The 25,812-nt window shown below is 73.7% G+C and carries 22 protein-coding genes; 11 read left to right on the top strand and 11 right to left on the bottom strand.

Annotation, left to right across the window (positions count from 1 at the left end; all coding sequences use genetic code 11):
• Positions 1 to 12: 12 nt before the first annotated feature.
• The 4 genes from ACZ66S_RS19260 to ACZ66S_RS19245 all read right to left on the bottom strand — a co-directional run bounded on the left by ACZ66S_RS19260 (position 13) and on the right by ACZ66S_RS19245 (position 4,670).
• On the bottom strand, positions 13 to 972 hold the full coding sequence (locus ACZ66S_RS19260; protein ID WP_469902704.1) for a GAF and ANTAR domain-containing protein: 960 nt from the start codon (positions 970 to 972) through the stop codon (positions 13 to 15).
• A gap of 481 nt (positions 973 to 1,453) precedes the next feature.
• Positions 1,454 to 2,212 (bottom strand): TIGR03943 family putative permease subunit, encoded by a 759-nt coding sequence (locus ACZ66S_RS19255; RefSeq protein ID WP_469903023.1) that lies wholly within the window; start codon positions 2,210 to 2,212, stop codon positions 1,454 to 1,456.
• On the bottom strand, positions 2,209 to 3,252 hold the full coding sequence (locus ACZ66S_RS19250) for a permease (RefSeq protein WP_469902703.1): 1,044 nt from the start codon (positions 3,250 to 3,252) through the stop codon (positions 2,209 to 2,211). The genes ACZ66S_RS19255 and ACZ66S_RS19250 overlap by 4 nt, the downstream gene beginning before the upstream one ends.
• Before the next feature lie 71 nt (positions 3,253 to 3,323).
• Positions 3,324 to 4,670, bottom strand: coding sequence for a helix-turn-helix domain-containing protein (locus ACZ66S_RS19245; RefSeq protein WP_469902702.1), 1,347 nt, complete (start codon positions 4,668 to 4,670; stop codon positions 3,324 to 3,326).
• 124 nt (positions 4,671 to 4,794) lie between these two features.
• Between ACZ66S_RS19245 and ACZ66S_RS19240 the strand changes: the two genes are divergently transcribed.
• Positions 4,795 to 4,965: a hypothetical protein gene (locus ACZ66S_RS19240; protein WP_469902701.1), complete on the top strand. Its 171-nt coding sequence runs from the start codon at positions 4,795 to 4,797 to the stop codon at positions 4,963 to 4,965.
• A gap of 26 nt (positions 4,966 to 4,991) precedes the next feature.
• Here ACZ66S_RS19240 and ACZ66S_RS19235 read toward each other — a convergent pair whose 3' ends face one another.
• Entirely contained in the window at positions 4,992 to 5,543 is a 552-nt protein-coding gene (locus ACZ66S_RS19235) for a tellurite resistance TerB family protein (RefSeq protein WP_469902700.1), read from the bottom strand.
• A gap of 128 nt (positions 5,544 to 5,671) precedes the next feature.
• On the opposite strand from ACZ66S_RS19235, the gene ACZ66S_RS19230 reads away from it, so the two are divergent.
• Entirely contained in the window at positions 5,672 to 6,907 is a 1,236-nt protein-coding gene (locus ACZ66S_RS19230) for an amidohydrolase (protein WP_469902699.1), read from the top strand.
• Here ACZ66S_RS19230 and ACZ66S_RS19225 read toward each other — a convergent pair.
• Together ACZ66S_RS19225 and ACZ66S_RS19220 are read right to left on the bottom strand one after the other, a co-directional pair.
• Complete coding sequence (locus ACZ66S_RS19225; RefSeq protein WP_469902698.1) at positions 6,904 to 8,172, bottom strand: hypothetical protein; 1,269 nt, start codon at positions 8,170 to 8,172, stop codon at positions 6,904 to 6,906. The genes ACZ66S_RS19230 and ACZ66S_RS19225 overlap by 4 nt on opposite strands.
• Before the next feature lie 70 nt (positions 8,173 to 8,242).
• Positions 8,243 to 9,388, bottom strand: a complete 1,146-nt coding sequence (locus tag ACZ66S_RS19220) for a PP2C family protein-serine/threonine phosphatase (protein ID WP_469902697.1) — start codon at positions 9,386 to 9,388, stop codon at positions 8,243 to 8,245.
• A 113-nt stretch (positions 9,389 to 9,501) separates the two neighbouring features.
• On the opposite strand from ACZ66S_RS19220, the gene ACZ66S_RS19215 reads away from it, so the two are divergent.
• Together ACZ66S_RS19215 and ACZ66S_RS19210 are read left to right on the top strand one after the other, a co-directional pair.
• A complete protein-coding gene (locus ACZ66S_RS19215) occupies positions 9,502 to 9,930 on the top strand; it encodes a hypothetical protein (RefSeq protein ID WP_469902696.1) in 429 nt (142 codons plus the stop codon).
• A gap of 127 nt (positions 9,931 to 10,057) precedes the next feature.
• On the top strand, positions 10,058 to 10,888 hold the full coding sequence (locus ACZ66S_RS19210; RefSeq protein WP_469902695.1) for a hypothetical protein: 831 nt from the start codon (positions 10,058 to 10,060) through the stop codon (positions 10,886 to 10,888).
• Here ACZ66S_RS19210 and ACZ66S_RS19205 read toward each other — a convergent pair.
• Positions 10,797 to 12,125, bottom strand: coding sequence for an aminotransferase-like domain-containing protein (locus tag ACZ66S_RS19205; protein WP_469903022.1), 1,329 nt, complete (start codon positions 12,123 to 12,125; stop codon positions 10,797 to 10,799). The two genes, ACZ66S_RS19210 and ACZ66S_RS19205, sit on opposite strands and share 92 nt — an antisense overlap.
• 103 nt (positions 12,126 to 12,228) lie before the next feature.
• Here ACZ66S_RS19205 and ACZ66S_RS19200 point away from each other — a divergent pair, with 103 nt between their 5' ends.
• The 3 genes from ACZ66S_RS19200 to ACZ66S_RS19190 are packed head-to-tail and all read left to right on the top strand — an operon-like array spanning position 12,229 to position 15,884.
• The gene (locus tag ACZ66S_RS19200; RefSeq protein ID WP_469902694.1) at positions 12,229 to 12,975 is read left to right on the top strand and encodes an alpha/beta fold hydrolase; all 747 of its coding nucleotides are present in this window, start codon (positions 12,229 to 12,231) and stop codon (positions 12,973 to 12,975) included.
• A 10-nt stretch (positions 12,976 to 12,985) separates the two neighbouring features.
• The gene (locus tag ACZ66S_RS19195; RefSeq protein WP_469902693.1) at positions 12,986 to 13,936 is read left to right on the top strand and encodes an endonuclease/exonuclease/phosphatase family protein; all 951 of its coding nucleotides are present in this window, start codon (positions 12,986 to 12,988) and stop codon (positions 13,934 to 13,936) included.
• Positions 13,937 to 13,958: 22 nt separating this feature from the next.
• On the top strand, positions 13,959 to 15,884 hold the full coding sequence (locus ACZ66S_RS19190) for an FUSC family protein (RefSeq protein ID WP_469902692.1): 1,926 nt from the start codon (positions 13,959 to 13,961) through the stop codon (positions 15,882 to 15,884).
• A 74-nt stretch (positions 15,885 to 15,958) separates the two neighbouring features.
• Here the strand turns inward: ACZ66S_RS19190 and snpA are convergent, their stop codons facing one another.
• Positions 15,959 to 16,621, bottom strand: coding sequence for a snapalysin (gene snpA / locus ACZ66S_RS19185; RefSeq protein WP_469902691.1), 663 nt, complete (start codon positions 16,619 to 16,621; stop codon positions 15,959 to 15,961).
• 148 nt (positions 16,622 to 16,769) lie between these two features.
• On the opposite strand from snpA, the gene ACZ66S_RS19180 reads away from it, so the two are divergent.
• A complete protein-coding gene (locus tag ACZ66S_RS19180) occupies positions 16,770 to 17,720 on the top strand; it encodes a LysR family transcriptional regulator (RefSeq protein WP_469902690.1) in 951 nt (316 codons plus the stop codon).
• Positions 17,721 to 17,745: 25 nt separating this feature from the next.
• Here the strand turns inward: ACZ66S_RS19180 and ACZ66S_RS19175 are convergent, their stop codons facing one another.
• Entirely contained in the window at positions 17,746 to 19,845 is a 2,100-nt protein-coding gene (locus ACZ66S_RS19175; RefSeq protein WP_469902689.1) for a PhoX family protein, read from the bottom strand.
• A 986-nt stretch (positions 19,846 to 20,831) separates the two neighbouring features.
• On the opposite strand from ACZ66S_RS19175, the gene ACZ66S_RS19170 reads away from it, so the two are divergent.
• The 3 genes from ACZ66S_RS19170 (at position 20,832) to ACZ66S_RS19160 (ending at position 24,769) form a co-directional block, all read left to right on the top strand.
• Complete coding sequence (locus tag ACZ66S_RS19170; RefSeq protein ID WP_469903021.1) at positions 20,832 to 22,337, top strand: VWA domain-containing protein; 1,506 nt, start codon at positions 20,832 to 20,834, stop codon at positions 22,335 to 22,337.
• Between the two features lie 143 nt (positions 22,338 to 22,480).
• Positions 22,481 to 24,196 (top strand): methionine--tRNA ligase, encoded by a 1,716-nt coding sequence (gene metG / locus ACZ66S_RS19165; protein WP_469902688.1) that lies wholly within the window; start codon positions 22,481 to 22,483, stop codon positions 24,194 to 24,196.
• A 96-nt stretch (positions 24,197 to 24,292) separates the two neighbouring features.
• Positions 24,293 to 24,769, top strand: coding sequence for a hypothetical protein (locus tag ACZ66S_RS19160; RefSeq protein ID WP_469902687.1), 477 nt, complete (start codon positions 24,293 to 24,295; stop codon positions 24,767 to 24,769).
• 75 nt (positions 24,770 to 24,844) lie between these two features.
• On the opposite strand, the gene ACZ66S_RS19155 is transcribed toward ACZ66S_RS19160, so the two are convergent.
• Positions 24,845 to 25,780, bottom strand: a complete 936-nt coding sequence (locus ACZ66S_RS19155; RefSeq protein WP_469902686.1) for an intradiol ring-cleavage dioxygenase — start codon at positions 25,778 to 25,780, stop codon at positions 24,845 to 24,847.
• Positions 25,781 to 25,812 lie beyond the last annotated feature (32 nt).

Here is a 25,812-nt window from a genome sequence, read left to right as displayed (position 1 = left end):
GACGGTGAGCGGTCAGTCCCGGTCGAACCGCTTGCGGTGCCGGACGACGTCGTGGGCCACCTCGAGCGCGCTGCGGCTGTGCGCGAAGGCGTGCGCGCGCAGCCGGGCCAGCGCCTCGTCCGAGTCGACGCCGAGCTGCACCATGATCATGCCGACGGCCTGGTAGACCTCGTCGTGCGCGGTGGCCAGTCCGCTGAGCCAGGGGTCGTCGCCGTCGGGGCCGTTCTCGTCCCCCCGGGGCAGGGCCATCAGGGCCACCGTCATGACACTGGCCACGAGTTCGGCGACACGCAGCTCGCGCCGGGTGAGCTCGCCGGGGGCGTCGCGGTAGAGGTCGAGGGTGCCCACGCACAGGGAGTCGTTGCCGAGCGGCATCGAGTACACGGCCCGTATCCCGGCGGCGGTGGCCTGCTGGGCGAAGACCGGCCAGCGGACCGCGGCCGGGTCGCGGGTCAGGTCGGTGGCGAACACGGCGGCGCCGGCCGCCGCCGCGGCCGTACAGGGCCCGTCCCCCAGGGTGGCCTGAAGGTCCGACAGATGTGCGGCCCGGTCGTTGCTGGAGCTGAGCTGGACCGGCATGCCGTTGCTGCGCAGTGACACGCTCGCCCCGGCCACCGGCAGCAGTTCGACGGCGGCCGCGCACAACCGGCCCGGGATCTCCGCGGGCTCGGCGCCCCGCACCCCCGCCGCGATCACGTCGGCGACCCGCACCTGGTCCCGCACCGGCCGCGGCCCGGCTCCGTCGTGGCCGCCCGCACGCGGCGGCAGGGTCTCGCGCTCGCCCCCGCCGCCCCGGCCCGGCTCCCGGCCGCCCTGCCGTTCGGGCTCCGCCCGGCGCGGCCCGGCTCCCGGCGGCGCGAACGAACCGGTGCCGTCGCCCGGGGTGGCGCAGGTGCCGGCCTCGCCCGCCGACCCGGGGGATCGACCCGGCTCGTCGCCGTGGGCGTCGCCGTGGGCGTCCCTGGGCCGCACGGTCACCGCCTCCTTCGGTCAGCGCGGGACTGTCCGTCGTCGGCCCCCGGGCAGAGTCACCGGGAGCGGGGGGCGCCGCTCGTGGTCCTCCCGCCCAGGGGCACCGCCCGGCTACCCCTCGTCCACGGGGCGAAACGCCGGAGCCGGAGCGGCGGCGGGCCCGGCCGCCGGGCAACGCGAGTCGCCCCGCGCGCCCTTCACAGACCGCACACCGATTCATTACGGTCTTCGATGACGGTCAGGGAGCGGCCGCACCGCGTCGAAGCGTGCCCGAGCCGCCCCGCGCCCCGCCCCCTCCTGCCCTGTCGGCCCCGAACCGGGCCGGGCCGTGCTCCTCGTCCCTGTTCCGCGACGCCGACCGGGGCGCCTCCCGCCGTCCCGAGCGGGCCGGGGACCTTCCCGGAGGACCGCGCCTGGCGGCGTGTGTCCCCACCGTGGCGGTCGCCGTCCCCCAGGAGGTCGGCGACCGCCCGGCATCCGGTCAGCGCTTCTCGTACGGATCGGCCGGCTCCCGCACCCGCCGCACCGCGCTCGCGTCCACGACGGGCGGCCAGGCGCTGTCGGTGCCGAGGGCGCCCTCGGGGTGCCAGGTGCCGGTGAGGGTGATCCAGGTGTCGACCGGCGGGGCCCCGTCCGCGGCGCCGCGCACCTCGACCTTGCTGGTGGTGGCGTCGGCCGCGCAGCAGGTGACGGAGAGCCGGGTGAGGTACCAGGTCCCGTCGTCGCCGTGGGTCACGAACCCGGTCATCCGGACCGTACGGCCCTTCAGGGAGTGCCCGCTGTCGTATATCGCCCGCGAGGAGAACTCCCCCAGGGTGAGCTCGACCGGGTCCCCGGCGGGCAGGGCCGGGAAGGTCCCCACGCCCTGGGCCGCGCGCTGTGCCGCCTCGCGCTCGGCGCTGTAGGAGCCGAGCGCGGGCGGCGGGAAGAGCAGCAGGGCGAGGGCGGGCAGGGTGAGCAGCCAGGCGACCCGGGGACCGGCGGCACCGTGTGCGTGACCGTGACCGGCTTCGTGACCGTCGGCCGCCCCTTCGTCCTCCTCCGCCTCCTCCGTCGCGTGCCCGGTCCGCCGTACGACCGCCGTCCACGCGCCCAGCAGCACCAGCGCCACGCCGGACACCACCAGGTAGGGCCGCAGCCCCGCCTGCACGTACCGCAGGTACAGCTCGCTCAGGAGCGAGATCCGCAGGACCGCCGCGCCGACGAGGACGAGCAGCAGACAGGGGCCGTAGCGCCTCACAGCAGCCACCACCCGACGAGCACGCTGCTCAGCAGGGCCACCGCCCAGGTGACGGAGGAGAAGCGGACGGCGAAGGCCCGCCCGAAGGTGCCCGCCTGGAGGGCGATCAGCTTGAGGTCGACCATCGGTCCCACGACCATGAAGGCCAGCTTCGCGGTCGGCGAGAAGCCGCTGAGCGAGGCGGCCACGAACGCGTCCGCCTCGCTGCACACGCACAGCACCACCGCGAGGACGGCGAGCAGCAGCACCGACAGCCAGGCCGAGCCGGTGAAGAGGTCGAGCACCGAGCGCGGGACCGCGATGTTGAAGGTCGCCGCGGCCGCCGCGCCGAGCACCAGGAAGCCGCCCGCGTGCAGGAAGTCGTGCTGGAGCCCGGTGCCGAAGGCCCGCAGCCCCCGGGGGGACGCCCCGGTTGATCGTTTCGGCAGCCGCAGCCACTCCTCGCGCCCGAACCTCGCCCACAGCCAGCCCATCACCACGGCCGTGGTGAGCGAGGCGACCAGCCGGCCGAGCACCATCCCGGGCTGCCCGGGGAACGCGATGGAGGTCGCGACCAGCACCACGGGGTTGATCGCGGGCGCGGACAGCAGGAAGGCGAGCGCCGCCGCCGGGGCCACCCCACGCCGCATGAGGCTCCCGGCCACCGGCACCGAGGCGCACTCGCAGCCCGGCAGCACGACCCCGGCCGCGCCCGCCACCGGCACCGCGAGGGCCTGGTTGCGCGGCAGGAGCCGGGTGAAGACCCGCTCCGGCACGAACGCGCCGATCGCGGCGGAGACGACGGTGCCGAGCAGGAGGAAGGGCACGCCCTGGACCGCGACCGCGGTGAACACGGTCCACCAGGCGGCCACGGGCGGAGTGTAGAGGTCCAGGGCGAGGGTGGGTCCGAGGACCGAGGCGACGGTGGCCACGGCGAGCAGCGCCGCGCCGCCGAGCGTGACGTGGACCAGCACGCGCACGCCGAGCGCGACGAACCGCAGCCCCTCGGCCACGGTCCGTCCGGCCCCGGTCCGTCCGGTCACCGTCCTCTGGTCTTCCACGCGCTGTGCCCCACCCGCTCGTCCGTCCCGGGCAGGCTAACCGGACGCCCCTGTGCACAGGCCCGGAAGGGTCATAGAGGCGGCTGTGCGGGTGCGGGTCCCAGGGTGGTGGTGCCGGGGGCCGTCCGGTGTCCGAGGCCGGTCCGGTACGCGTCCAGGGCCGCCTCCACACGTCCCGTACGGCGGAGCAGATCGCCCAGCAGCCGGCACAGGTCGGCCAGGTCACCGGCGGCGCCGGCCCGCTCCAGGAGGCTCAGGGCACGGACGTAGTGCTCCTCGGCGGCCTCGGTGTCCCGGGCGTCCTCGGCGATGATCCCGAGGAGGCGGTGGGCGGCGGCGGAGTGCAGCGCCCCGCGCTCGGAACTGAGGTCGCTGAGCACCTCCTGGAGCAGGGCGGCGGCCTCGTCGGACTTGCCGCGCCGGTGCAGCACGTCGGCGAGCTCTACGGCGGCCTGGCTGGAGTAGAGGGCGGCCCGCTTGGCGGAGAGCATGGCGAGGGCCTGCCGCAACTCGTCCTCGGCGCGCTCCAGTTCGCCGTTCTGCGCGTAGACGTAGCCGCGCATCCAGTGGCAGTTGGCGAGTTCGGTGCGGAGCTGGAGCTGCCGGTACAGCTCGGCGGCCTTGGCGAGGGAGGCGTCGGCCTCGGCGAGGCGGCCCTCGGCGAGCAGGGTGCGGGCGACGGACCGGTGCATCCGGGCGACGAGGGCGGGGTCGCCGGAGCTCGGGGCGAGGGCGAGGGCAAGTTCGGCGGCCTGGGCGGCGCGCGCGTGGGCGCCCATGTCCATGTAGGGGCCGATGACGCTCGCGTACAGCAGGAGCAGGGCGTCCGGGTCGTGCAGACCGCCGCGGTTGAGCTCGTCGATGGTGGACTCCAGCAGGTAGACCGAGTAGCGGAGTTCACCGGTGAGGTAGTGGGCGAGGGCGCGTCCGCGCAGGGCGGGCACCCGGGCGGGCAGCGGGACGTCGGCGCCGAGGGCCTTCTCGGCCTGTTCGAAGTACTGGCGGGCGGCACCGAGTTCGCCGGTCTCCACGGCGCACTCGCCGAGCCCGAGCAGGGCGGCGGCCCGCACCTCGGGCAGGTCGAGCGCGTCGGCCTCGGCGAGCAGGGCGGCGTACTGGCCGGCGGACTCATCGGCCTCCCCGGTGGCGAGGGTGCGCTGGGCCTCGGTGAGGCGCAGCCGCAGGTCGGTCACCAGGCGGGCCGGGCGGCCGGTGGCCAGTTCCTCGAAGCCGACGCCGAGCCGGTCGGCGAGGTGCCGCAGCGCGTCGTCGGAGGGCCGCACCCGCCCGGACTCCAGGGTGGAGATGTAGGCCGGTGTGTAGGCCGGTTCGGCCACCTGTTTCTGGGTCAGCCCGCGTTCGACCCGCAACCGCTGCACCCGTCGCCCGATGACGCCCGGGTCGTCCCGCTCCGACATGGCCAACTCCCCAAGCCCCTCTTGCCGTTCGGCTCCCGCAGCCCCTAGGTTAAACGGCGTATTAACCCTGCTTAATACACCGTCACCGCCCTGGGTACATCACCGCCACCGCTGCGAGGTCGCCGTGCTCGAACGCACCAGCACCACCGCGCGCTACACGAGGGGTTTCGCCGCCGCCGTCGTGGCCGTGGCCACACTGGTCCTGGCGGCCAACGCGGGCCCCGCGAAAGCGGAGGGCCCGCACCCGGCCGAGGAGCGGGCCGCCCAGCCACAGCACGTGGCCGGGGACCGCTGACGACGAGCGGCGAGTGGAGCGGCTCCTCAGAGCTGGAACTCCGCCGGCGGGACGCCGAGGGCCGTGCACGCCTCCCTGAGGACCGCCTGCTCCGCCTGGGAGAAGTGGCCGTCGGCACCGGCGATGACGATGCCGGTCTGGATCACCGCGCGCGCCTCGGTGGGCTTCTTGGCGGCCTTGGCGATCTCCTGGAGCGCCTCGGCCTTGCCCTGCGGGAAGTTGCGGGTCAGTTGGTCCACGTGCTTGTGGAAGCGCTGGCGCAACTGCTCCGGCGGGAAGTTCTGCAGCACGTCGTTGCCCAGGATCAGGGACTCCATCTGCTGGATCTCGGCCGCGTCCACCTGGCCGTCCGCGGCCGCGACCAGGGCGCACATCGCCATGCTGGCGTCCCGGTACGCGCCGCTCTTCAGCTCGGCCTTGAGGGAGCCGAGCTGGGTCTTCAGGACGCCGACGAGCTGGGCGCGCGAACCGCCGCGGGCGCTGCCGTGTCCGTGCCCGCCGGTCGTCGTGCCGCGCCCGCCCTGCGCCTGCTGCTGCAGGTTCCTGGCCTGGTCCTTGAGCCGGTCGAACAGTGCCATTGACGTCACCTCGGTACTCGTCTGAGTGCTCTCACCCGGTGAACGGACACGTCCGGGTAAAGGTTCCACCAAGCGAGGCCGGCCCGGGTCCCCCTGCGCCCCGCGCCCCCGGCGCCTACGCTGCCCGCATGACCTCTGTCGCCGCCCGTGCCGCGCTGGACCTCACCGCCGGTCTCCCGGTCCCCGAGTTGGAGGACTTCTACCGGGACCTGCACCGCCACCCCGAGCTGTCGTTCGAGGAGCACCGCACGGCGGCCCGGCTCGCCGAGCGGCTGAAGGCGGCCGGTTTCGAGACCGCCGAGGGCATCGCCGGCACCGGCGTCGCGGGCGTCCTGCGCAACGGCGACGGTCCGACCGTGCTGCTGCGCGCCGACATGGACGCGCTGCCCGTCGAGGAGCGCACCGGACTGCCGTACGCCTCGCGGACGCCCGGGGTGATGCACGCCTGCGGGCACGACCTGCACGTGACCTGGCTCGCGGGGGCGGCGAAGGCGCTCGCGGACGGCCGGGACGCCTGGTCCGGCACGCTGGTCCTGGTGGGCCAGCCCGCCGAGGAGGCCGGCGGGGGAGCGGCCGCGATGGTCGCCGACGGCCTCTACGACCGGGTCCCGCGCCCCGACGTGCTGCTGGGCCAGCACGCGGTACCGGGCCCGGCGGGCCTGTACGCGCACGTGCCGGGTCTGATCATGTCGGCGACCACGGACGTCGAGATCGTGGTGCACGGCCGGGGCGGGCACGGTTCCCGCCCCGAGACGGCGGTCGACCCCGTCGTCACGGCCGCCTACATCGTCACGCGGCTCCAGACGGTCGTCAGCCGGGAGATCGCACCGCGCGAGTCGGCCGTCCTGACCGTCGGCCGGATCGAGGCGGGCACCGCCCCGAACGTCATCCCCGCCACCGCCCGCATCTCCCTCAACCTGCGCACCCAGTCCGAGACGGTGCGGGACCGGATGACCGCCGCGATCCGCCGGATCGCCGAGGGCGAGTGCTCGGCGGCCGGCTGCCCGCGCGAGCCGGAGGTGACCGTCGGCGGTTCGTTCCCGCTCACGGTCAACGACCCGGAGACCGACCACCGGATCGCCGCCGTGCACCGCGAGGTCTTCGGCACCGACACCGTCTTCGACTCCGGCCCGGCGATGGGCAGCGAGGACTTCTCGAAGCTCGCGCTCGGCGAACTCCCCTACTCCTACTGGTTCGTGACCTGCACCCCGGCCGCCACCTGGGACGCGGCGCCGGGCGCGGACCTGCTGGAGAAGTTCGACGCCGTCCCCAGCAACCACAGCCCGCACTTCGCCCCGGACCTGTCGACGGTGGCGCCGGGCGTGCGGACCCTGGTGTCGGGGGCGCTCGCGATGCTCGGCTAGAACGGGGTGGCCTGGAGCTCCTGTAGCTGCCTGCGCACGTTCTCCAGGGCGCCGGGGCGGCGGCCCGGGACGCGGGTGCGCAACTGGGCGAGCGGTGTGCCCAGTTCCTGGGCCCGGGACTTGTCGCGCACCTGGCCCCACTGGTGGTGGGCCCGGTCGACGGCCTTCTCCACGCCCGGCGAGTCGGGGGCCTGACCGGCGGCCAGCCGGGTCTCGGCCACCGTCAGCCAGATCCGGCAGCTACGTGCCGAGTCCCTGGCGAACATCGCGAGGTCGGCCCGGACTTCGGACCAGTGCAGGGCCTGCTCGGAGGCGGGACCGTGGGCCCGGGCGGCGGCCTGCTCGTGCGCCGCGGCGAGCGCGTCGGCCTCCTGGTGGCGACCGGCCTGGACCGCGGCGGTCACCTGGACGTGGGGGTCCTGCGGCCGCGGAGGAGCGGTCGCCGGCTGCGGGGACCGCTGCGCACCCGCCGGCCCGCCCGGCACCTGGGCGCCCGGCACCCGGGGCGCGACCACCGGCACCGGCGGCACGGCCGGCACCGCGCCCCCGTACGCCTCGGGGCGGTGGGGAGGAACGGCGGCCGGCTGCGGGGACCGGGCCGCGCCCACCGGCCCGCCCGGCACCTGGGTGCCCGGCCACGCGGGCGCGGGCAGCACCAGGTCGCCGTACGCCTCGGGGCCCAGCCTGGTGAAGGCCTGCTGATGCAACTGCTCGACCGGCGGACGCCACCCGCTGCGCAGGATCGTCGCGATCGTCTTCATGTACGCCGGGACGGCCACCGTACGCCGGGACGGCGGTGGTGCGATCCGCCCGAAGACCGCGTTGTTGCGGCCGGAGTCGAGCGGGTGGGTGCGCAGCCGGGCCCAGGTGTCGGCGTCGGCGTGCAGGTCGAGGAAGAGGGTGGTGGACCCCGGGGACCGCAGCCGGAACTCCTCGCGGATCCACTGCCACGGCAGCGCCGTGTAGCGCACGGTCGCCGGTGTGGTGCGGGCCAGCGCCAGATGGGGCAGGTGCTGGCGGCGGTCCAGGGCGAGCTGGCCGGTGACGAACACGGTGAGCGGGCCCGGGGTGGCCGCGACCGCCCGCAGGCGGGTGAGGACGGCCTGCGGTTCCAGGGGGTCGGCGAGCTCGACGACGGTGGCGGTGTCGGTGCCGGAGAGCACCGCGGGCGGCACCGCCGCGAGGACGGGTAGCACGGACGCCGCGTCCACCAGGCGGCCCCTGCCCACAGGCGAGGCGGCGAGCAGCAGCACGGTTCCGGGCATCGGTCCCTCCCCATCCCCCGTCGATCACTTACCGCAGCACGGTAACCGCTGTGGCTGGGAAGGGGAGTTCTCAGGACGGCAAACGTCCCTTTCCTGCCCGCTCGTCGACCCTGCGCACCGCGAAGACCGTGGTGTCGTCGAGGAGCCGGCCGCCGCAGTGCCCGAGGGTGCCGTCGCGGACGAGGGCCACCAGGCGGCGGGGTTCGACGGTGCCCGGGTCGGCGGCGAGGGCGCGGGCCACCTCGTCGGCGAGGGCGTAGAACTCCCCGTCGCCGTCGCGGGCCTCGGTGACGCCGTCACTGGTCAGCAGGAGGGTCTCGCCGGGGCCGAGGGGGACCCGGTGGACGGGCGGCGGGCCGTCGGCGGCCAGGCTGACGAGGCCGAGCGGGAGTCCGTCGGCGGCGAGCAGCGGCCGTACCCCCGACGGGCCGACCACCAGCGGCGGTTCGTGGCCGAAGACCACGGCCTCCACCTGGCCGGTGTCGGCCTCGGGGAAGCCGAGCAGGACGGCGGTGGCGAAGCGGTCGCCGTCGTCGCGGCCGAGCGCGGTGACGTGCCCGCCGTGCCGGCGCACCCGGACCTCCAGCCGCTCGGCGACCGTCGCGAGGTCCGGTTCGTGGTAGGCCGCCTCACGGAACGTGCCGAGCAGCGCGGCCGCCGCCTCGACCGCGCCGAGCCCCTTGCCCTGGACGTCCCCGACGAGCACGCGGGTGCCGTGCGGGCCGGGCTGGATGTCGTAGAAGTCGCCGCCGACGCGGGCCTCGCTGTCGGCCGCGAGATACACCTCCGCGTGCTCCAGACCGCCCCACACCGCGGGAAGCGGGCGCAGCACGGTACGGCGGGTGGTGTCGGCCACGTCCCGCATGTGCAGCATGCTGCGCTCGCCGCGCAGCCGTACCGCACAGGCCAGGACGGCGAGAACGCCACCGACGGCGACCAGGATGAAGTCGGGCAGGCCCGACCGGTACTGGTGCGGCCAGGACCCGTCGGCGAGGACGTAGGTGACCAGGGAGAGCACGGCGAGGACGGCCGTGCCGAGGACCCCGCAGATGGCGGCCGCGATACCGGGGACCAGGACGACCCAGGAGATCATCCGGAACTCGGCGGCCGTGTGGTAGTCGATCGCGGTGATCGCGACGAGCAGCAGGAGCGGCGGCACCCAGGCGACACTGCGGCCGCGCACGCGGAGCACCTGTCCCCGGCCGACACCGCTCATGCGGCCAGCGAAACACGCGGAACCTTTCGCCGCCATCCGACTTGCCCCCGCCCCCGCGCAGGTGTGCTCTGGTAGTCGGGGGCGTATCGGGGTGGAACGAGAGGAGTGCTCTCATGGCTCACGCGGCACCCGCGGGCGGGTTCGCCCGGACACCCGATGTCTTCGGCGCCAAGGTGCACACGGCCGCCAGGTACGGCATCCCGGTGGTGCTCGGGCTGGTCTACGGCTACTGGGCGGCCGCCAACCGCCGCGACGGCGGGCCGATCACCGGCTGGAACGTGCTGTTCGGCTGTGTCACGGCCCTGGCGTTCATCGTGCTGTGCATCGCCGTGGCGACCTTCGCCCCGCTGCTCAAGCGGGAACTGCACTCGGCCGTGAAGTCCGGTTTCGCCGGGGCGGCCGTCGGCTTCCTGTACAGCCAGACCGGCGAGAGCGTGCTGCGCTCGACGGCCCTGGGACTGGCGGTGGCCGCGGGGATCTTCCTGGTGTTCTTCTACCGCTACTACACGCACGAGGACGGCGAGGGGAACCGGATCAGGTAGCGGAGACGCGGACCCCGGCCGGCAGCGGACCGGGGTCCGCGCCCGTTCGGGTGAACCCGGCACCGGCGGGGCGGAATGCGCGGCTCCACGGCTCGCGCGGACGCCCCCGACGGTTTTGCCTGGAACGGTGAGCTCCCGTGTGCGCGACGCCCTGTCGGCCGCCCTGATCGCCCTGGCCTGTCTCCTCGTGCCCTTCGGCGCGCTGGCGGCCTGGGCGGCGTACGGCCTCGCCGACACGGGCCGGTACGTCACGGCCATGGCACCGCTCGCCGCCGACCCGGCCGTACGGGACAGCGTCGCGGACGCGGTGGCGGGCGAGGTCGGCGAACCGGTACGGCCCTTCGTGCGCTCCCTCACCACGACCCCGGCCTTCGGCACCGTGTGGGACGCGGGCAACAGGGCCGTCCACCAGGCCGTGCTGCGGGCCGTCCGGGAGGGCGGCCACCACGAGGTGACCGTCGACATCGCCCCCATCGCCGCCCGGGTGGAGCACCGGGTCACCCTGCCCCGCACCGAGGTCGCCGTGCTCCCGGCGCCCGCACTCGACCGTCTCCGGAAGGGCTACGACGTGCTCGAAGTCGCCGGTTTCTGGCTGCCCGTCACGGCCGCCGCCCTCGCCGTCGCCGGCATCGCCGTCGCCGCCTGCCGCCGCCGTGCCCTCACCGCGACCGCCCTCGGCACCGCACTCGGCGGCGCGCTCCTCGGCCTCGCCGTCGCCGTCGGCCGCCGGCTGACCCTGACCGACCTGGCCGACCCGGTGCGCCGCCCGGCCGCGGGGGCCGTCTACGACGCCCTGACCGGCACCCTGCGCACCGTCTCCTGGCTGCTGGTGGCCGTCGGCCTGGCGGTCGCCCTGACCTGCTGGGTCACCGGCCGGTACGGCTCGCTGCGAGCCCGGCGAGGGTCCGCAGGGCCCGTTCCAGATCCGGCACAGCGGCCGACGCGAGCCCGAGCCTGACCGCGTCCGGGGTGCGGTTCGGGTCGACGGCGAAGGCGGGCCCGGGCGTCAGGGCGATGCCGAGCGCCGCGGCGGCGGCCGTGAAGGTGTCCGCCCGCCAGGGGTCCGGCAGCTCCCACCAGGCGTAGTAGGCGCGCGGATCGGACCGTACGGCGAACCCGGCCAGGCACTCGGCCAGCACCCGCTGCCGGTACGCCGCGTCGGCCCGCTTCGCCCCGACCAGTCGTGCCACGGTCCCGTCCACCGTCCAGCGGGCCGCCGCCTCCAGCGCGAACCGCCCGGCACTCCACCCCCCGGAGCGGACGGCGTCGGCCACCGCGTCCGCCCGTCCTTCCGGTACGACGAGCAAGCCGACGGTGAGCCCGGGCGCGACCCGCTTGGACAGGCCGTCGACGACATGGGTGAGGGCGGGGGCGTGCGCGGCGAAGGGGTCGTCCGCCTCGGCCAGGAACGACCAGATGCGGTCCTCCACGACGGGAAGACCGAGGTCGGTCACGGTGGCCGCGAGCCGGCGCCGGCGCCCGGGGCTCATGGTGACGGACGTCGGGTTGTGCAGGGTCGGCTGCACGTAGAGGGCCGACAGGGGGGCGGTGCGGTGGGCGGCGGCCACCGCCTCGGGGCGCAGGCCGTCCTCGTCGGTGGCCAGCGGCACCAGGGTGATGCCGAGCCGGGCCGCGATCTCCTTGACCACGGGATACGTCAGCTCCTCGACGCCGACCCGGCCGCCCGGCCGCACCAGGGAGGCGAGGGCGGCGGCGACGGACTGGCGGGCGTTGCCCGTGAACAGGATCCGGGACGGCTCGGGGCGCCAGCCGGGGGTGGTGAGAAGGGCGGCGACGGCGGCGCGGACGGCCGGGGTGCCGGTGGCGGCCGCCGGGCGGAGGGCCTCGGTCAGGACGTCGGGGCGCAGCAGCGGCGCGAGGGTGTCGGCGAGCAGCTCGGACTGACCTTCGGCGGACGGGTAGTTGAGCTCCAGGTTGACGGGGGTCCCCGCGTCCTCGATGAGACCCCTGCCGGACGGCCCGGGCGCGGTGGCCTTCACGAAGGTGCCGCGTCCGACCTCGCCGACGACCAGGCCCCGCCGTACGAGTTCGCCGTACGCCCGTTCCGCCGTGGACGCGGCGATGCCGTGTCGGCGGGCGAACTTCCGCTGCGGGGGCAGGCGTTCGCCCGGCCGGAGCCGTCCGGTGGTGATGTCGGCGGCTAGGCGGTCGGCGATACGCCGGTAGTCGTGCACGAGGACCCCCTGTGAGCGCACTGCTGCGATGGCACTGCTCCGATTGCACTGAGGGCAAAGATTTTATTGCACCGAGAAGCCGGGCCGACCTAGGGTCGGCGGCATGACGGCGATCCCCTTGGTCCTGGTGCACGGCCACCCCTTCGACCACACGATGTGGCGCCCGCAGATCGAGGCGTTCGCCGCCTCCCACCGCGTGCTCGCCCCGGACCTGCGCGGCTACGGCCCCGCTCGGCCGACCGCCGAGGTCGACCGCTTCGAGCGCTTCGCCCGGGACATCGAGGCGCTGCTCGACGAACACGACGTACCGGAGTGCGTGCTGGCGGGCCTGTCCATGGGCGGCCAGATCGTCATGGACTGCTACCGGCTCTTCCCCGGGCGGATCCGGGCCCTGGTCCTCGCCGACACCTTCCCGGCGGCGGAGACCGCGGAGGGCGTACGGGTCCGGCACGCCATGGCGGACCGACTGGAGCGCGAGGGGATGCGCGGCTACGCCGACGAGGTACTGGAGAAGATGGTCGCGCCCTACGCCTCCCCCGAGGTCAAGGCGCACGTCCACGGCATGATGACGGCCACCCGGCCCGCCTCCGCGGCGGCGGCCCTGCGCGCCCGTGCCGCCCGCCCCGACTACCGCGAACTGCTGACCCGGGTCGCGGTCCCGGCGCTGGTGCTGGTGGGCGCCGACGACACCTACACGCCGGTCGCCGACGCCGAGGCCATGCACGCGGCGCTCCCGGACGCGGAGCTGCACGTCTTCGAGGGGGCGGCGCACCTGCCCAACCTGGAACGGGCGCAGGAGTTCAACGCCGTGCTCGGGGCGTTCCTGGCGAAGGCCGACGCCCGCTCGTAGGCTCGGGACGGTGACCCGCCGAAGGCTCGGTACCTGGACCGCCGCCCTGCTCTTCGCCGCCGTGAGCGTCGTCCTCGGATGCCGGCTCGCCGACACGGACGGCGTCACCCCCGTCCCCCAGCTCCTCGCCTTCCTGCCCTGGCTGCTCGCGCCCACCGGGGCGGGCCTGGCCCTCGCCCTGCTCACCCGCTGGTGGCCCGGGACGCTCTGGGCGGCCGTCGTCCTCGGCCTGCTGGCGTGGTTCATCGCCCCGTACGGACCGGGCGGCGAACCGGACGGGCGGGCGCTCGCCTCCTTTCGCGTCATGACCTCGAACGTCGAGTTCGGGCGGGCCACCGACGCCCTCGTCACCGCCGTCCGCGCGCAGAAGCCGGACATCGTGTTCGTCGAGGAGTGCGAGTACGGCTGCTCGGCCGCCCTGCGGCGGTCCCTGTCCGCGAGCCATCCGTACCGGCGGTCCGTGGCGGGCGCCGGCTCGACCGGGTCCGTCGTCCTCAGCCGCTTCCCCCTGGAGCCCGCCGCCGGCATCCGCGACGGCACTATGGGCATGCCGGGGGCCGTCGCCGACGTGCGCGGTCACGCCGTACGGCTGCAACTCGCGCATCCGATGCCGCCGCTGCCGGGACAACTGGACGTGTGGCGGCGGGAGCTGGGGCTCCTGCGCGACTTCGCGGCCTCCGTGGGCACGGCGCCCACCGTCCTGGCCGGGGACTTCAACGCCTCCCAGGACCACGCGGCCTTCCGCGCGATCCTCGACACCGGCCTGCGGGACGCGGCCCGGCTCGCGGGATCGGACCGCACCCCGACCTGGCCGGCCCGCACCGCCACGGCGATCGGCGCGCAGATCGACCACGTGCTGGTGTCGGCGGACTTCTCCGCGCGCGATGCCCGCTTCCTGGACCTGGCCGACACCGACCACCGCGCCCTGCTGGTGGACGTCACGCTGCACGGGCCCGGCTGACCGGGGTGTTCATAATGACCCCATGTCCCGCATCGGCCTCACCCCGCCCGACTGGCTGGTCCGGAACCTCCGATCGCAACCGTCCCCCGTCAACCGGCCCGCCGTGGCCCGCGCGGCGATCGCGATGACCCTGCCCCTGGTGATCGGGCTCGCGGTGGACCGGCCCCTGTACGGCGCCCTCGCCTCCATGGGCGCCCTGTCCGGGGTCATCGGCGACACCGCGGACGCGTACCGCATGCGCATCCTGAACATCGCGATCCCCCAGCTCTTCGGCGCGGTCGGCGTCACCCTCGGATCGCTGGTGTACGGCCACGGCTGGACCGCGGTCCTCGCAGTCACCGGGGTCGCCCTGGTCTCCGGGATGATCTCCACGATCGGCGCGGTCGCCTCCGTCTCGGGCCTGCTCCTGCTGCTGAACTCCGTGGTGGGCGCGGGCCTGCCGATGCCGGGCGACTGGTGGACGGCCCCGCTGCTGATGACCGGCGGCGGACTGCTCGTCCTGCTGCTGGCCCTGCTCGCCTGGCCGCTCAGGTCCGGGGTGCCGGAGCGGACGGCGGTCGCGGACACCTACCGGACCGTGGCCGCCCTCATGGAGGCCTGCGGGCGCTCGCGGTACGACGAGGCACGGCACGCCGTCACCCAGTCCCTGAACCAGTCGTACGACCTCGTGCTCGCCCGGCGCGCCCGCCACCACGGCCGCAGCCCCGAACTCACCCGGCTGCTGGCGCAGTTGAACGCCATCACCCCGGTGGTGGAGGCGGCCCCCGCGGCCCATCTGTCCGGCATCCCACTGGCCCCCGAGATCCCGGAGGCGGTCCGCCGTCTGGCCCGGTCGGTGGAGACCGGCACCACGGAGGCGGCGGCCCCGAGCCTGCCCGTCCCGACCTCCGAGACGGCCCGGGCCGTCGACCACGCCCTGCGGCACGCGGCCGAGGTCGTCGCCGTGCCGGACGTGGACCCGCGTGGCATCGACGACCGCCTGGGCCGCCCCGCCGCGCTCGGCGTCCGGGCCGCCCGCGCGGCCCGGAACGTGGCCCTGTCGGGGGTGTCGTGGCGGTACGGCCTGCGGCTGGCCCTGTGCATCGGGCTGGCCCAGGCGCTGGTGTCGATCATCCCCGTGCCGCGCTCCTACTGGGTGGCCCTGACGATCACCTTCGTACTGAAACCGGACTTCGGCTCGGTCTTCTCGCGGGCCCTGCTGCGGGCGCTGGGCACGGTGGCCGGACTGGTGGTCGCGGCGGCGGTGCTCTCGCAGGTGCCGCGCGGCTGGTGGGACGTGCCGGTGATGCTGCTGCTGGCCCCGCTGATCCCGGCGCTCACCCCGCGGGGCTACGGCTACCAGACGGCCGCCATCACCCCGGTGATCCTGCTCCTGTCGGACATCCTCAACCACCAGGGCACGGCCCTGCTGATGCCCCGGCTGCTGGACTCCCTGATGGGCTGCGCGATCGCCCTGGTCGCGGGCTATCTGCTGTGGCCGGAGAGCTGGCACACCCGGGTGGGCGACCGCCTGGCGGACGCGGTGGCCGACACCGCGACCTATGTGGAGTCGGCCTTCCTCGCCGGCACGGAACCCTCGGCCCGGGCCCGCATGCGCCGCCGCCTCTACCGCGACCTCTCCGCCATCCGCACCGAGTTCCAGCGCGCGCTGACCGAACCCCCGCCCACCGGACGCCGGGCCGCGGCCTGGTGGCCGCTGGTCGTCGCGGTGGAACGCATCGTGGACGCGACGACCGCGGCACGGGTCCGCGTACGGCACGGAGCGCAGCCCCCGTCCCCGGCCGAGATCGCCCAGGTGACGCTTCAGCTCAGGGAGTTGGCGGAGGGATTGCGGGAGGCGGAGACCCTCTACGAGGTCCGCACCGACCTCACCGGACCCGCGGGCAGTGTGCTGGAGCCGGTCCGCCAGGAAGTGGCGGCGGCGCGGGCCGTCACGTCACCGCGCTGACCTGCGGCATGCCGGTGCGGGCCGCCCTCTCGTGGTGGGCGGCCCGCACCGGGGTGGGGGGTGGCGGCTGTCGGCTAACGGGCGGACTTCTGCAGGGCCTTGTCCATCGCCGCGGCCAGACCGTTCGCCCAGAGCCGGTTCACCCGGCTGCGCTCGGTCGAGTTCGGGATGGCGTTGGTGCAGGACGGGCCGGGACCGCCGCCCGACATCAGCTCGCTGCACGGACCGGAGTAGTGGTCGGGCAGACCGAGCACGTGCCCGGTCTCGTGGGCGGTGACCCGGGTGGAGTCGTACTGCTGGTTCTGCCGGTAGTCCAGGAAGATGTAGCCGCTGCCGTGACCGTCGGTCGAGGCGTACGAACCGCGCGAGTCGTTGCCCTCGCGGTACGAGAAGTCGGCGCTCGACGCCGACCCCGACTGGAGTCTGACGTTGGACACCGAGCTGTTCCATATCTGGGCGCTGCGGCTTATCTGGGCGCTGAACGAGGGCGCCCGGGAGGCGTCGTACACGACGGTGACGGCGGCGGCACTGGTCGGGTTCGCGGCCCGCTTCTCGGCCACGGACCTCAGGACGGCCTGGAAGAAGGCGTCGCTGGTGTCCGTCGTCGTGGCCGCGGTGTAGCCGGCCTGCGGCGCGGGGGCGGGTGCGGCGGCAGCGGGAACCGCCGTGGCCAGACCGGCCGTTGCCAGTCCGAGGGCGGCCGCTGTCGCGGTGAGGGCACAGAGGTGCTTTCGCATCGAGACTCCTTGGTGGGGGTGAGTCGTCGATGTGAGTGTCGGTGCCTGTGCGGCGGCTGTGATGATGCCAACCGGTGATAGCGCGGCCCTATCACGGGAGTTCGGCACCTCTGGTGCAACCCCTGCCCCCGCCTTACGCTCCGATCGCATGGACCTTGAGGTCAGACACCTCCGCGCGCTGGTGGCCATAGCCGACACCGGCAGCCTGCACCGGGCCGCCCGTCATCTGGGCGTCGCCCAGCCGTCGCTGAGCACCCAGTTGCGCCGGATCGAACAGGCGCTGGGCGGTGCGCTGTTCGTGCGCGCCAGATCCGGCTGCCGCCCCACCCCGCTGGGGCGGCTGGTCCTCAGCCGGGCCCGCCCCCTGGTGGCCGAGATGCGCTCCCTGGTGGCCGACGCCCGCGCGGCCGCGACGGGCGGACCGCAGCTCCGGGTCGGTTCCACCGCGAGCCGGGCCCTGTCGGGCTGGCTGCGCCGGCTGCGCGCCCGCGGCCAGGACCCCACCCTCCACATGAACGTCTCCCCCAACGCCCTGCTGCGCATGGTCGCCGACGGCCAGCTCGACGTGGCGTTCGTGCACGAGGTGGAGGGCTGCCCGCTGCACATCCCGCGGGAACTGTGCCTGCGGGTCCTGGTGGACCGCGAGCCGCAGTTCGTGTCGTTGCCCGCGGACCATCCGGCGACCGCGAAACCCGTGGTCGCGCTGGCCGACCTGGCCCAGGACCGCTGGATGATCGACCCCACGGTCGACGGCGAATGGGACGCGGTGCAGCGCATGTTCCGCGCGGCCGGCGTCAACCCCGTGGTCCTGTACGGCGATTACCACACGGCCGACGCCCTGGTCGCCACCGGCGAGGTCGTCACCGTCTGCCAGCCGACCCGGGTGCCCCGCCCCGACATGGCGGTACGGCGGCTGCACGGCGACCCGCTCGGGGTACGGCTCCTGCTCGCGGCCCGCACCGAGACGGACCTGGACGGGGTCCGTCCCGCGCTGGAGGAGGCGTACTGGGAGAGCGCGCGACAGGCGCCGGCGTACCGGGAATGGCTGGAAGAGGACGGCCGCCGGGAGCGGCGACCGGCGGTTCCGGCCATTCCCTGACCGAGGACGGGCAGCCGCCCCGGGTTCAGACGCCGATGTCCTCGCCGTCCGCGCGCCACACCGCGACGACGGCCGGCCGCACGATCCTTCCGGGCCCGTCGGGCCAGGTGCTCGCCGGCTTCTCCACCGTCGCCCCGCTGATCTCGCCCGGATGCTGCACCGCGACCAGCACCCGCCGGTCCTGCACCAGCGGACCGCAGGTCTCGGCCCCCGTCGGCACCGTCAGGAACTGCTTGAGCTCACCGCGCCGCTCGCCCGCGGTGGCCACGCCGAACAGCCCGTCGTGCGAGCCGAGCTGGTTCCCGTCGGTGGAGATCCACAGGTTGCCGTGCGGGTCGAAGGCCACGTTGTCCGGGCAGGAGATGGGGCTGACGTCGTCCTTCGGGAAGCCCGCGAAGTAGGTCGCGGGGTCCTCCGGGTCACCGGCGACGAGGAACAGCGTCCAGGCGAACCTCGTGCTGTCGGCCCGGTTCCAGCGCTCGGTGAGCTCCAGGATGTGCCCGTGCTTGTTGGCGTTGCGCGGGTTGGCCTCGTCGGCCGGGGCGTTCGCGCCCACGCCCCGGTTGGTGTTGTTCGTCAGGGCCACGTACACCTTGCCGGTGCGCGGGTTGGGCTCGATGTCCTCGGGCCGGTCCATCTTGGTCGCCCCCACCTTGTCACCGGCGAGCCGCGTGAAGACGAACACCTCGTCGGCGCTCATGCCCTCGACGTGCGACACGGCTCCCTTCGCCGTGGCGGTGGCCAGCGGGATCCACTCCCCGCTGCCGTCGAACTCCCCGTCGGCGGGCAGCTTCCCGGCGCCGTCGATCTCGATGGCGGGGGAGTCACCGGTGAGCCGGGCGACGTACAGCGTCCCCTCGTCGAGCAGGGAGAGATTGTGCTCGCGCACGGCCCGCGAGGTCCCGTGCCTCATCCGCTTGCTGCCGACGAACTTGTAGAAGTAGTCGAACCGCTCGTCGTCCCCGGAGTACACGACCGGACGGCCGTCGTGCGTGAGCCGCACGGTCGCGCCCTCGTGCTTGAACCGGCCGAGCGCGGTGTGCTTGCGGGGCACGGAGGTCGGGTCGTACGGGTCGAGCTCGACGACGTATCCGAAGCGGTGGACCTCGTTGGGCTCCTGGGCGACGTCGAAGCGCTTGTCGAACTGCTCCCACTTGCGCTCGCTGGCGCCCGTCCCGATCCCGTACCGCTTGTCCGTCGCCCGGCTCGCGCCCGCGAAGTACTGGTTGAAGTTCTCCTCGCCGTGGAGGGTGGTGCCCCACGGGGTGGTGCCGCCGGAGCAGTTGTTGAGCGTGCCGAGCACCTTACGGCCGGTCGGGTCGGCGGAGGTCCTCAACAGGTCGGAGCCCGCGGCGGGCCCGGTCAGCCGGAACTCGGTCGTGGCGGTGACGCGCCGGTTCAGGTGGTGCCGGGGTACGACGGTGAGCGCGCCGTTCCTCCTGTTCTCCTCCACGACCACGGCGGACAGCCCGTGCGCGGCCCAGGCGATCTCGACCTGCTCACGAGTGGGGGCGGCGGCGTCGTAGCCGCGGAACATCAGGATCTCGTCGGTGTACTCGTGGTTGGCGACGAGCACCTGCCGGCCGCGCTCGCCCGGCAGGGGCAGCAGCGCGAGGAAGTCGTTGTTGTACCCGAACTGGCCGGCCTGGGCGGCGGCGGTCTGCTTCTCCGGGTCGAAGGCGGGGGCGCCGCGCAGGATGGGCTCGCCCCAGCGGACGACGACGTTCTGGGAGTGGCCGGCCGGGACGGTCACTCTGTCGTCGGTGTTGGGCGCGACGGGGGTGAACCGGAGTCCGCGGGCGGCCCTGCCCCGGGGTTTCCGCCCGGCCCCCGCCTGCGGGGCGGCTTCGGTCTGCGGGGCGGCTTCGGCCGAGGGAGCGGCGAGGACCCCGCCCGCGGTGCCGGCCGCGGCGGCGACGGTCACGACGGCGGCGGCGCGCATCATCGAGCGGCGGCTGAGCGCGGTGGCGATGACATCGCCGACGTACGGGTTGGAGGAGGTGTTGGGCGCCGGGTGGAAACAGGCATCACCACACCGGAAACGGCAGGTCAGGGCGGACCGCCCACCGGGATGCGACGCGTTCGGCCCATGGGTGGTGCTGATCAACGGCAACTGTGTGCGCACTTTTACTCTCCCCTTGCTTCCCCTTGAAGCTCGCGTGACGGACGGTAGGCGCGCGTCTGTGCGAGAGCGGGGCGGGGCGGTGAACGGCGAATGAACCCGGGGTGGACGTAGCGGAGTTGACGTCACGCACGAGTGAAGGCTGGAAGCAGGTCTTGACGCCTCGGGCCCCGGCCACCTGCCCCTGCCCAAGATCGCCATGCGGGGCCGCTAACCTTACGTGTCCGTCCTGGCCAGGGATTGACGGGCTTCAACTCATGCGAAGGGTTGCGCACATGGGCATTCTCACTCTCCTGCGGAACGCGTTCGGCGGCCGATCACGCAAGGGCGCTGCCACCGAGGCAGAGGGTGCGGTTCCTTCGCAGGAGGCGACGGAACCGAAGCTCCCGTCCCCCGCGACCGAGCCGACCCCGGCGACCGCGGCGACCGCCAAGGTCCCCGAGCCGCGTTCCGCCACACTCTCCACCGACTCCGAGCACGAACTGGTCTCGGCGGCCTTCGACAACGTGTCGGTCCCCACGCAGGCGCCTCCGGCGGGGGGTGCGGGGAAGGACGGGCCGACGTCTGCCGCGACACCGGCCGTTGAGGCGCAGGGGGCGGAGACGACTGAAGCTACCGAGGAACCGGCGGCTCGGACGGAGAAGGTGTCGGCCGAGACCAAGTCGTCCGACGAGGCGCCCGCTGAGAGCGCGGCGACGGAACCGGCCACCGCTGAGCCGTCGACGCGGGACGCGTCCACGGAGGAGTCTCCGGCTGCCTCCAGGAAGCCGGTCGCCGAGGCGACCCCGACGGAGGAGCCGCAGGCCACCGCGGGAAGGCCGGTCTCCGAGGCGACCCCGGCCGAGAAGCCGCAGGCCACCGCGGAGATCTCCGAGGAGCCGGCGGCAGAGGCCGAGGCGTCCGCGAAGGAGCAGGCGCCCGAGGACCAGCCCGCAGAGGGCACCGCCTCGGAGGAGACCCCCTCCGAGAGCACCCCGGCCGCGGAACCGATCGCCGAAGCCGCGACCGAGGAGAAGGCGCCCGAGGAACCGGCCGCCGAGGGCGCCACCTCCGAGGAGCCCCCCTCCGAGAGCACCCCCGCCGACGAGCCCACCGCCGAGGAACCGGCCACCGAAACCGCATCCGAGGAGCCCGCCACCCGGAAGGCTCCCGCCGCGAAGAAGGCGCCCAGGAAGCCGGCCGCCAAGAGCACCACCTCCGAAGAGACCCCCTCCGAGAGCACCCCGGCCGACGAGCCCACCGCCGAGGAACCGGCCACGGAGAAGGCTCCGGCCGAGGAGAAGACGTCCGAAGCCGCGTCCGAGGAGCCCGCCGCCAAGGCGGCTCCCGCCGAGGGGAAGGCTCCCCAGAAGTCGGCCGCCGAGAGCGCCACCTCCGACGAGACCCCCTCCGAGAACACCCCGGCCGACGAGCCCTCCGCCGAGGAACCGGTCGCCGAGACCGCGTCCGAGGAGCCCGCCACCCAGAAGGCTCCCGCCGCGAAGAAGGCGCCCAGGAAGCCGGCCGCCAAGAGCACCACCTCCGAAGAGACCGCCTCCCAGAGCACCCCGGCCGGCGAGCCGGTCGCCGAGAAGTCCTCCGCCGCGGAAGGGACCCCGGTCACCGAGCCCGGCGCCCAGGAGCCCACCGCCGAGACGGCTTCCGCCGAGGAGGCTGCTTCCGAGGAGTCGGCCGCCGAGAGCACCGCTTCCGAGCAGCCCTCCCCCAGCGAGCCCGTCGTCGAGCCGGTCACCGCTGACGCAACCCCCGCCGAGGTCCTGGCCGCCGAAGAGCCCGCCCCCGAGCAGGCACCCTCCAGCGAGCCCGTCGCCGAAGAGGCCGGCGCTAAGGAGAACCCCGCTCAGGAGCCGGCCGCGTCGGGCTCCGTGCCGGCCGGGCTCCGCAGCGCGTACGACGCCGCCGCCCGCACCCTCGCCGCCCACGGCCTCACCGGCACCACGGCGAAGACGTACCTGGTCCTGGACCGCTCGGCGAGCATGCGGCCGTACTACAAGGACGGCTCCGCGCAGGCGCTCGGGGAGCAGACGCTGGCGCTCGCCGCCCACCTGGACCCCGAGTCCAAGGTGCACGTCGTCTTCTTCTCCACCGAACTGGACGGCACCGGCGAGCTCACCCTCACCGACCACGAGAACAGGATCGACGACCTGCACGCCGGGCTCGGCCGCATGGGCCGTACCAGCTATCACGCGGCCGTCGAGGAGGTGCTGGCGCAGCACACCAAGAACGCTCCCGACACCCCCGCCCTGGTCGTCTTCCAGACCGACGGCGCCCCGGACGCGAAGACCCCCGCCACCCAGGCGTTCACGGAGGCGGCGAAGTCCCACCCCGCCGTCTTCTTCTCCTTCGTCGCCTTCGGTGACCCGGAGAACAAGGCCTTCGACTACCTCCGCAAGCTCAAGCTCGCGAACACGTCCCACTTCCTCGCGGGGGAGACCCCGAAGGAGCTCACGGACGCGGAGATCTACGAGGGCGTCCTGGCGAAGTGGCGCCCGTGACGCCGTAGCACCGCACCACCGTCGGAGACGAGCGGCCGCCCCTTCCCACCCCGTAAAACGGGAAGCGGGCGGCCCACCCGTGTCGGCTACGATTTCAAGGTTCGCAAGCACCAACAAACGACCCGACCTGGGAGCAGCCCCCGATGGCTCGACACCTCATCACCAGCGCCCTTCCGTACATCAACGGGATCAAGCACCTGGGCAACATGGTGGGGTCCATGCTCCCGGCGGACGTCTACTCCCGTTACCTGCGCCAGCGCGGCCACGAGGTCCTCTACATCTGCGCGACGGACGAGCACGGCACGCCCGCCGAGCTCGCGGCCAAGGAGCGGGGCCTGCCCGTCGACGAGTTCTGCGCGCAGGCGCACGACGCGCAGAAGGCGGTCTACGACGGCTTCGCGCTGGCCTTCGACTACTTCGGCCGCAGCTCCTCGCAGCAGAACGTCGAGATCACCCAGCACTTCGCCCGCCGCCTCAACGAGAACGGCTTCATCGAGGAGCGGGCGATCCGCCAGGTCTACTCCCCGACCGACGGCCGCTTCCTCCCGGACCGCTATGTCGAGGGCACCTGCCCCCACTGCGGCTACGACAAGGCCCGCGGCGACCAGTGCGAGAACTGCACCCGGGTCCTGGACCCCACGGATCTCATCAACCCGCGCTCGGCGATCTCCGGCTCCACCGACCTGGAGGTCCGCGAGACCAAGCACCTCTTCCTCCTCCAGTCCAAGCTCCAGCACGAGGTCGAGGAGTGGGTCTCCCGGCACGAGGACGACTGGCCGCAGTTGGCCTCCTCCATCGCCCGCAAGTGGCTGACCGAGGGCCTGCACGACCGCGCGATCACCCGTGACCTGGACTGGGGCGTGCCGGTCCCGGCCGACACCTGGCCGGAGCTGGCGGCGGAGGGCAAGGTCTTCTACGTCTGGTTCGACGCCCCGATCGAGTACATCGGCGCGACCAAGGAGTGGGCGGACCTGGACCCGGAGAACCGGGACTGGAAGTCGTGGTGGTACGACGTCGACACCGACGTCCGCTACACCGAGTTCATGGCGAAGGACAACGTCCCGTTCCACACGGTGATGTTCCCGGCCACCGAGCTGGGTGTGCGCGAGCCGTGGAAGAAGGTCGACTACGTCAAGGCCTTCAACTGGCTGACGTACTACGGCGGGAAGTTCTCCACGTCCCAGAAGCGGGGCGTCTTCACCGACCAGGCCCTCGACATCCTCCCCGCCGACTACTGGCGCTACTTCCTGATCGCCAACGCCCCGGAGTCGGACGACTCGTCCTTCACCTGGGAGCACTTCACGGCGACCGTCAACAAGGACCTCGCCGACACCCTCGGCAACTTCGTCAACCGCGTCCTGTCCTTCTCCAAGAAGCGCTTCGGCGAGGAGGTCCCGGCCGGCGGTGCGCCGGGCGAGGCGGAGGCCAAGCTGGGCGAGGAGATCGCCCGTCTCCTCGCGGAGTACGAGTCCCAGATGGAGGCGCTCCAGTTCCGCAAGGCGGCGGCGGCGCTGCGCGCCCTGTGGTCGGCGGGCAACTCCTACCTGGAGGAGAAGGCCCCCTGGCTGGAGATCAAGACGGACAAGGACGCCGCGGCCCTGACGCTGCGCACGGCGATGAACCTGATCCACCTGTACGCGGTGGTCTCGGAGCCGTTCATCCCGGCGACCTCGGCCGCCATGCGCCAGGCCTTCGCCCTGCCCTCCGACACCGCCACCTGGGTCACCGCCGACGAGGCCCGCGCCCTGACCGCCCTCACCCCCGGCGTCCCCTTCACGGTCCCCCCGGTCCTGTTCGCCAAGCTGACGGACGAGGACCTGGAGACGTACAAGGAGCGCTTCGGCGGCGCCCCCGAATAGGCCGGGGCCGCTTCCCGCGGTCCCGGACCGGCAGGGGACTGTCCGGATACCGACCCGGGCATCGCCGTGTCCGCGCCAAGCCGTATGGTTTGCGCCATGGCAGTGCCCGGGGTCATTCCTGTCGCGTACGAGCCGAAGCACCGCACCGAGACGATCGGGCGGTATGCGGAGGGTCAGTTCCTGGCGTCGATCACATATGCCTTCCCTGAGGGGTTCCGCCTCGAGGAGGGCTGGGAAGATCAGAAACGCCTGTTCGCGGTCCTGCACACCTTCGACACCGAGGGCAATTACCGCGACTCGGACATCTGGTGCGCCGGGACCTGGGCGGAGCAGCAGCGCGAGCCAGAGGGCGAGGCCTCGCCCCTCACCCGTGCGCAGGTCCACCGCGCGACCCTGCTCCGCAGCCTCCCCCGCCGCTCGTACACGGACATCGCGATCCGTCCCTTCAGCATCACCCACGAGGGCGTCCGCTTCGGCCTGGTGATCCGCGAGGACGAGGGCGAGCAGTGGGCGGAGCTCTACCCGGACCGCCTCGCCTTCGCGGAGCCCTGGGACGGGACCTACGACACGTGAGCCCTGTCGGCCAGGAGAGGACTCCGGCGCCCGGGGCCGTCGTGGTCCCGGGCGCCCTCCTACGGGGTCATGGCCTCACATCGTGGTGTTGTCGTTCGTCGCGTCCGGGTCGACGCCCATCGTGATCGAACCGGTGACGCCCTTGGCGATGTTCTTCTTGTTGTACTTCAGCTTGAGCAGCCCGCCGGTGGTGCCGCTCTGGTCGTAGATCGTGTCCTCGGTGAGCGTGGTGCGCTCGGTGGTGCTGGTGGAGTACGGCGGGACCTCGGCGGAGGCGAGCACGGACTCCTCGGCGAAGAAGAACTGGCCGGTGTGGCAGGTGTTGCCGCCCTCGTAACCGGCGTCCGTCCACTCGCCGTTGACGTGCACCTTGGTGTGGACGTGCACGCAGCGGCCCTGGTACCAGCCCGGGAAGATCGTCTTGAAGGTGACCTGGCCGTGCCGGTCGGTCCTCCAGGTGCCGCGCAGGTAGCGCTCGTCGTCGGTGGGCTCCTGGTGGACCCCGCCGCCGGTGCCGCCGCTCGGCGCGCCCGACGGCGGTGCCCCCGTCGGCGTACCGCTCGGCGTGCCCGAGGGGGCGTCGGTCGGGGCGCCGCCGCCACCGCCGCCGGTCGACGAGGCCTCGTAGCCCGAGTAGATGCCGAGCGCGTCGCAGTGCCAGATGTCGACGGCCGCGTTCGCGATCGGCTTGCAGGTCTCGGAGTCGACCACCTTGAGCCTGAGGGTGAGCGGGATGCCCTCCTTGTCCTCGGTGATGTCCTGGCGGATCTTGTCCGCGTCGATGTAGTACGGCCCCTCGGTGGTCTCCGAGGTGAGCCTGTAGCAGGCCTCCGACGCGGTGGAGCTGCCGCTCGCGGTGGCCGTCGTGCCGGTCTCGCCCGCGAAGGCCCCCGACGCGGCGAGGGTGCCCGCCGCACCCACCGCCACGGCGGCGCCCGCCCCGGCCACGACGACCTTGCGCCGCGTCAGGTCCTGCTTGTGTTTCGGCTCACTGTTCTGGTTTCCCGTCATGGGCAGGGAAGCTAGGTAAGGAGACTGTCAGG

This window comes from Streptomyces sp. NPDC107471, from assembly GCF_055582845.1.
Note: the sequence above shows the minus strand (reverse complement) of the source record. Positions and strands in the feature narration are given on the sequence as shown.

What these genes read in the sequence shown, in the direction of transcription:
- snpA (WP_469902691.1), bottom strand. Translation starts at nt 16,621, where the DNA reads ATGCGAAAGCACCTCTGTGCCCTCACCGCGACAGCGGCCGCCCTCGGA.
- ACZ66S_RS19235 (WP_469902700.1), bottom strand. Translation starts at nt 5,543, where the DNA reads ATGGCACTGTTCGACCGGCTCAAGGACCAGGCCAGGAACCTGCAGCAG.
- ACZ66S_RS19225 (WP_469902698.1), bottom strand. Translation starts at nt 8,172, where the DNA reads ATGCCCGGAACCGTGCTGCTGCTCGCCGCCTCGCCTGTGGGCAGGGGC.
- ACZ66S_RS19230 (WP_469902699.1), top strand. Translation starts at nt 5,672, where the DNA reads ATGACCTCTGTCGCCGCCCGTGCCGCGCTGGACCTCACCGCCGGTCTC.
- ACZ66S_RS19220 (WP_469902697.1), bottom strand. Translation starts at nt 9,388, where the DNA reads ATGAGCGGTGTCGGCCGGGGACAGGTGCTCCGCGTGCGCGGCCGCAGT.
- metG (WP_469902688.1), top strand. Translation starts at nt 22,481, where the DNA reads ATGGCTCGACACCTCATCACCAGCGCCCTTCCGTACATCAACGGGATC.
- ACZ66S_RS19190 (WP_469902692.1), top strand. Translation starts at nt 13,959, where the DNA reads ATGTCCCGCATCGGCCTCACCCCGCCCGACTGGCTGGTCCGGAACCTC.
- ACZ66S_RS19180 (WP_469902690.1), top strand. Translation starts at nt 16,770, where the DNA reads ATGGACCTTGAGGTCAGACACCTCCGCGCGCTGGTGGCCATAGCCGAC.
- ACZ66S_RS19155 (WP_469902686.1), bottom strand. Translation starts at nt 25,780, where the DNA reads ATGACGGGAAACCAGAACAGTGAGCCGAAACACAAGCAGGACCTGACG.
- ACZ66S_RS19245 (WP_469902702.1), bottom strand. Translation starts at nt 4,670, where the DNA reads ATGTCGGAGCGGGACGACCCGGGCGTCATCGGGCGACGGGTGCAGCGG.
- ACZ66S_RS19200 (WP_469902694.1), top strand. Translation starts at nt 12,229, where the DNA reads ATGACGGCGATCCCCTTGGTCCTGGTGCACGGCCACCCCTTCGACCAC.
- ACZ66S_RS19215 (WP_469902696.1), top strand. Translation starts at nt 9,502, where the DNA reads ATGGCTCACGCGGCACCCGCGGGCGGGTTCGCCCGGACACCCGATGTC.
- ACZ66S_RS19160 (WP_469902687.1), top strand. Translation starts at nt 24,293, where the DNA reads ATGGCAGTGCCCGGGGTCATTCCTGTCGCGTACGAGCCGAAGCACCGC.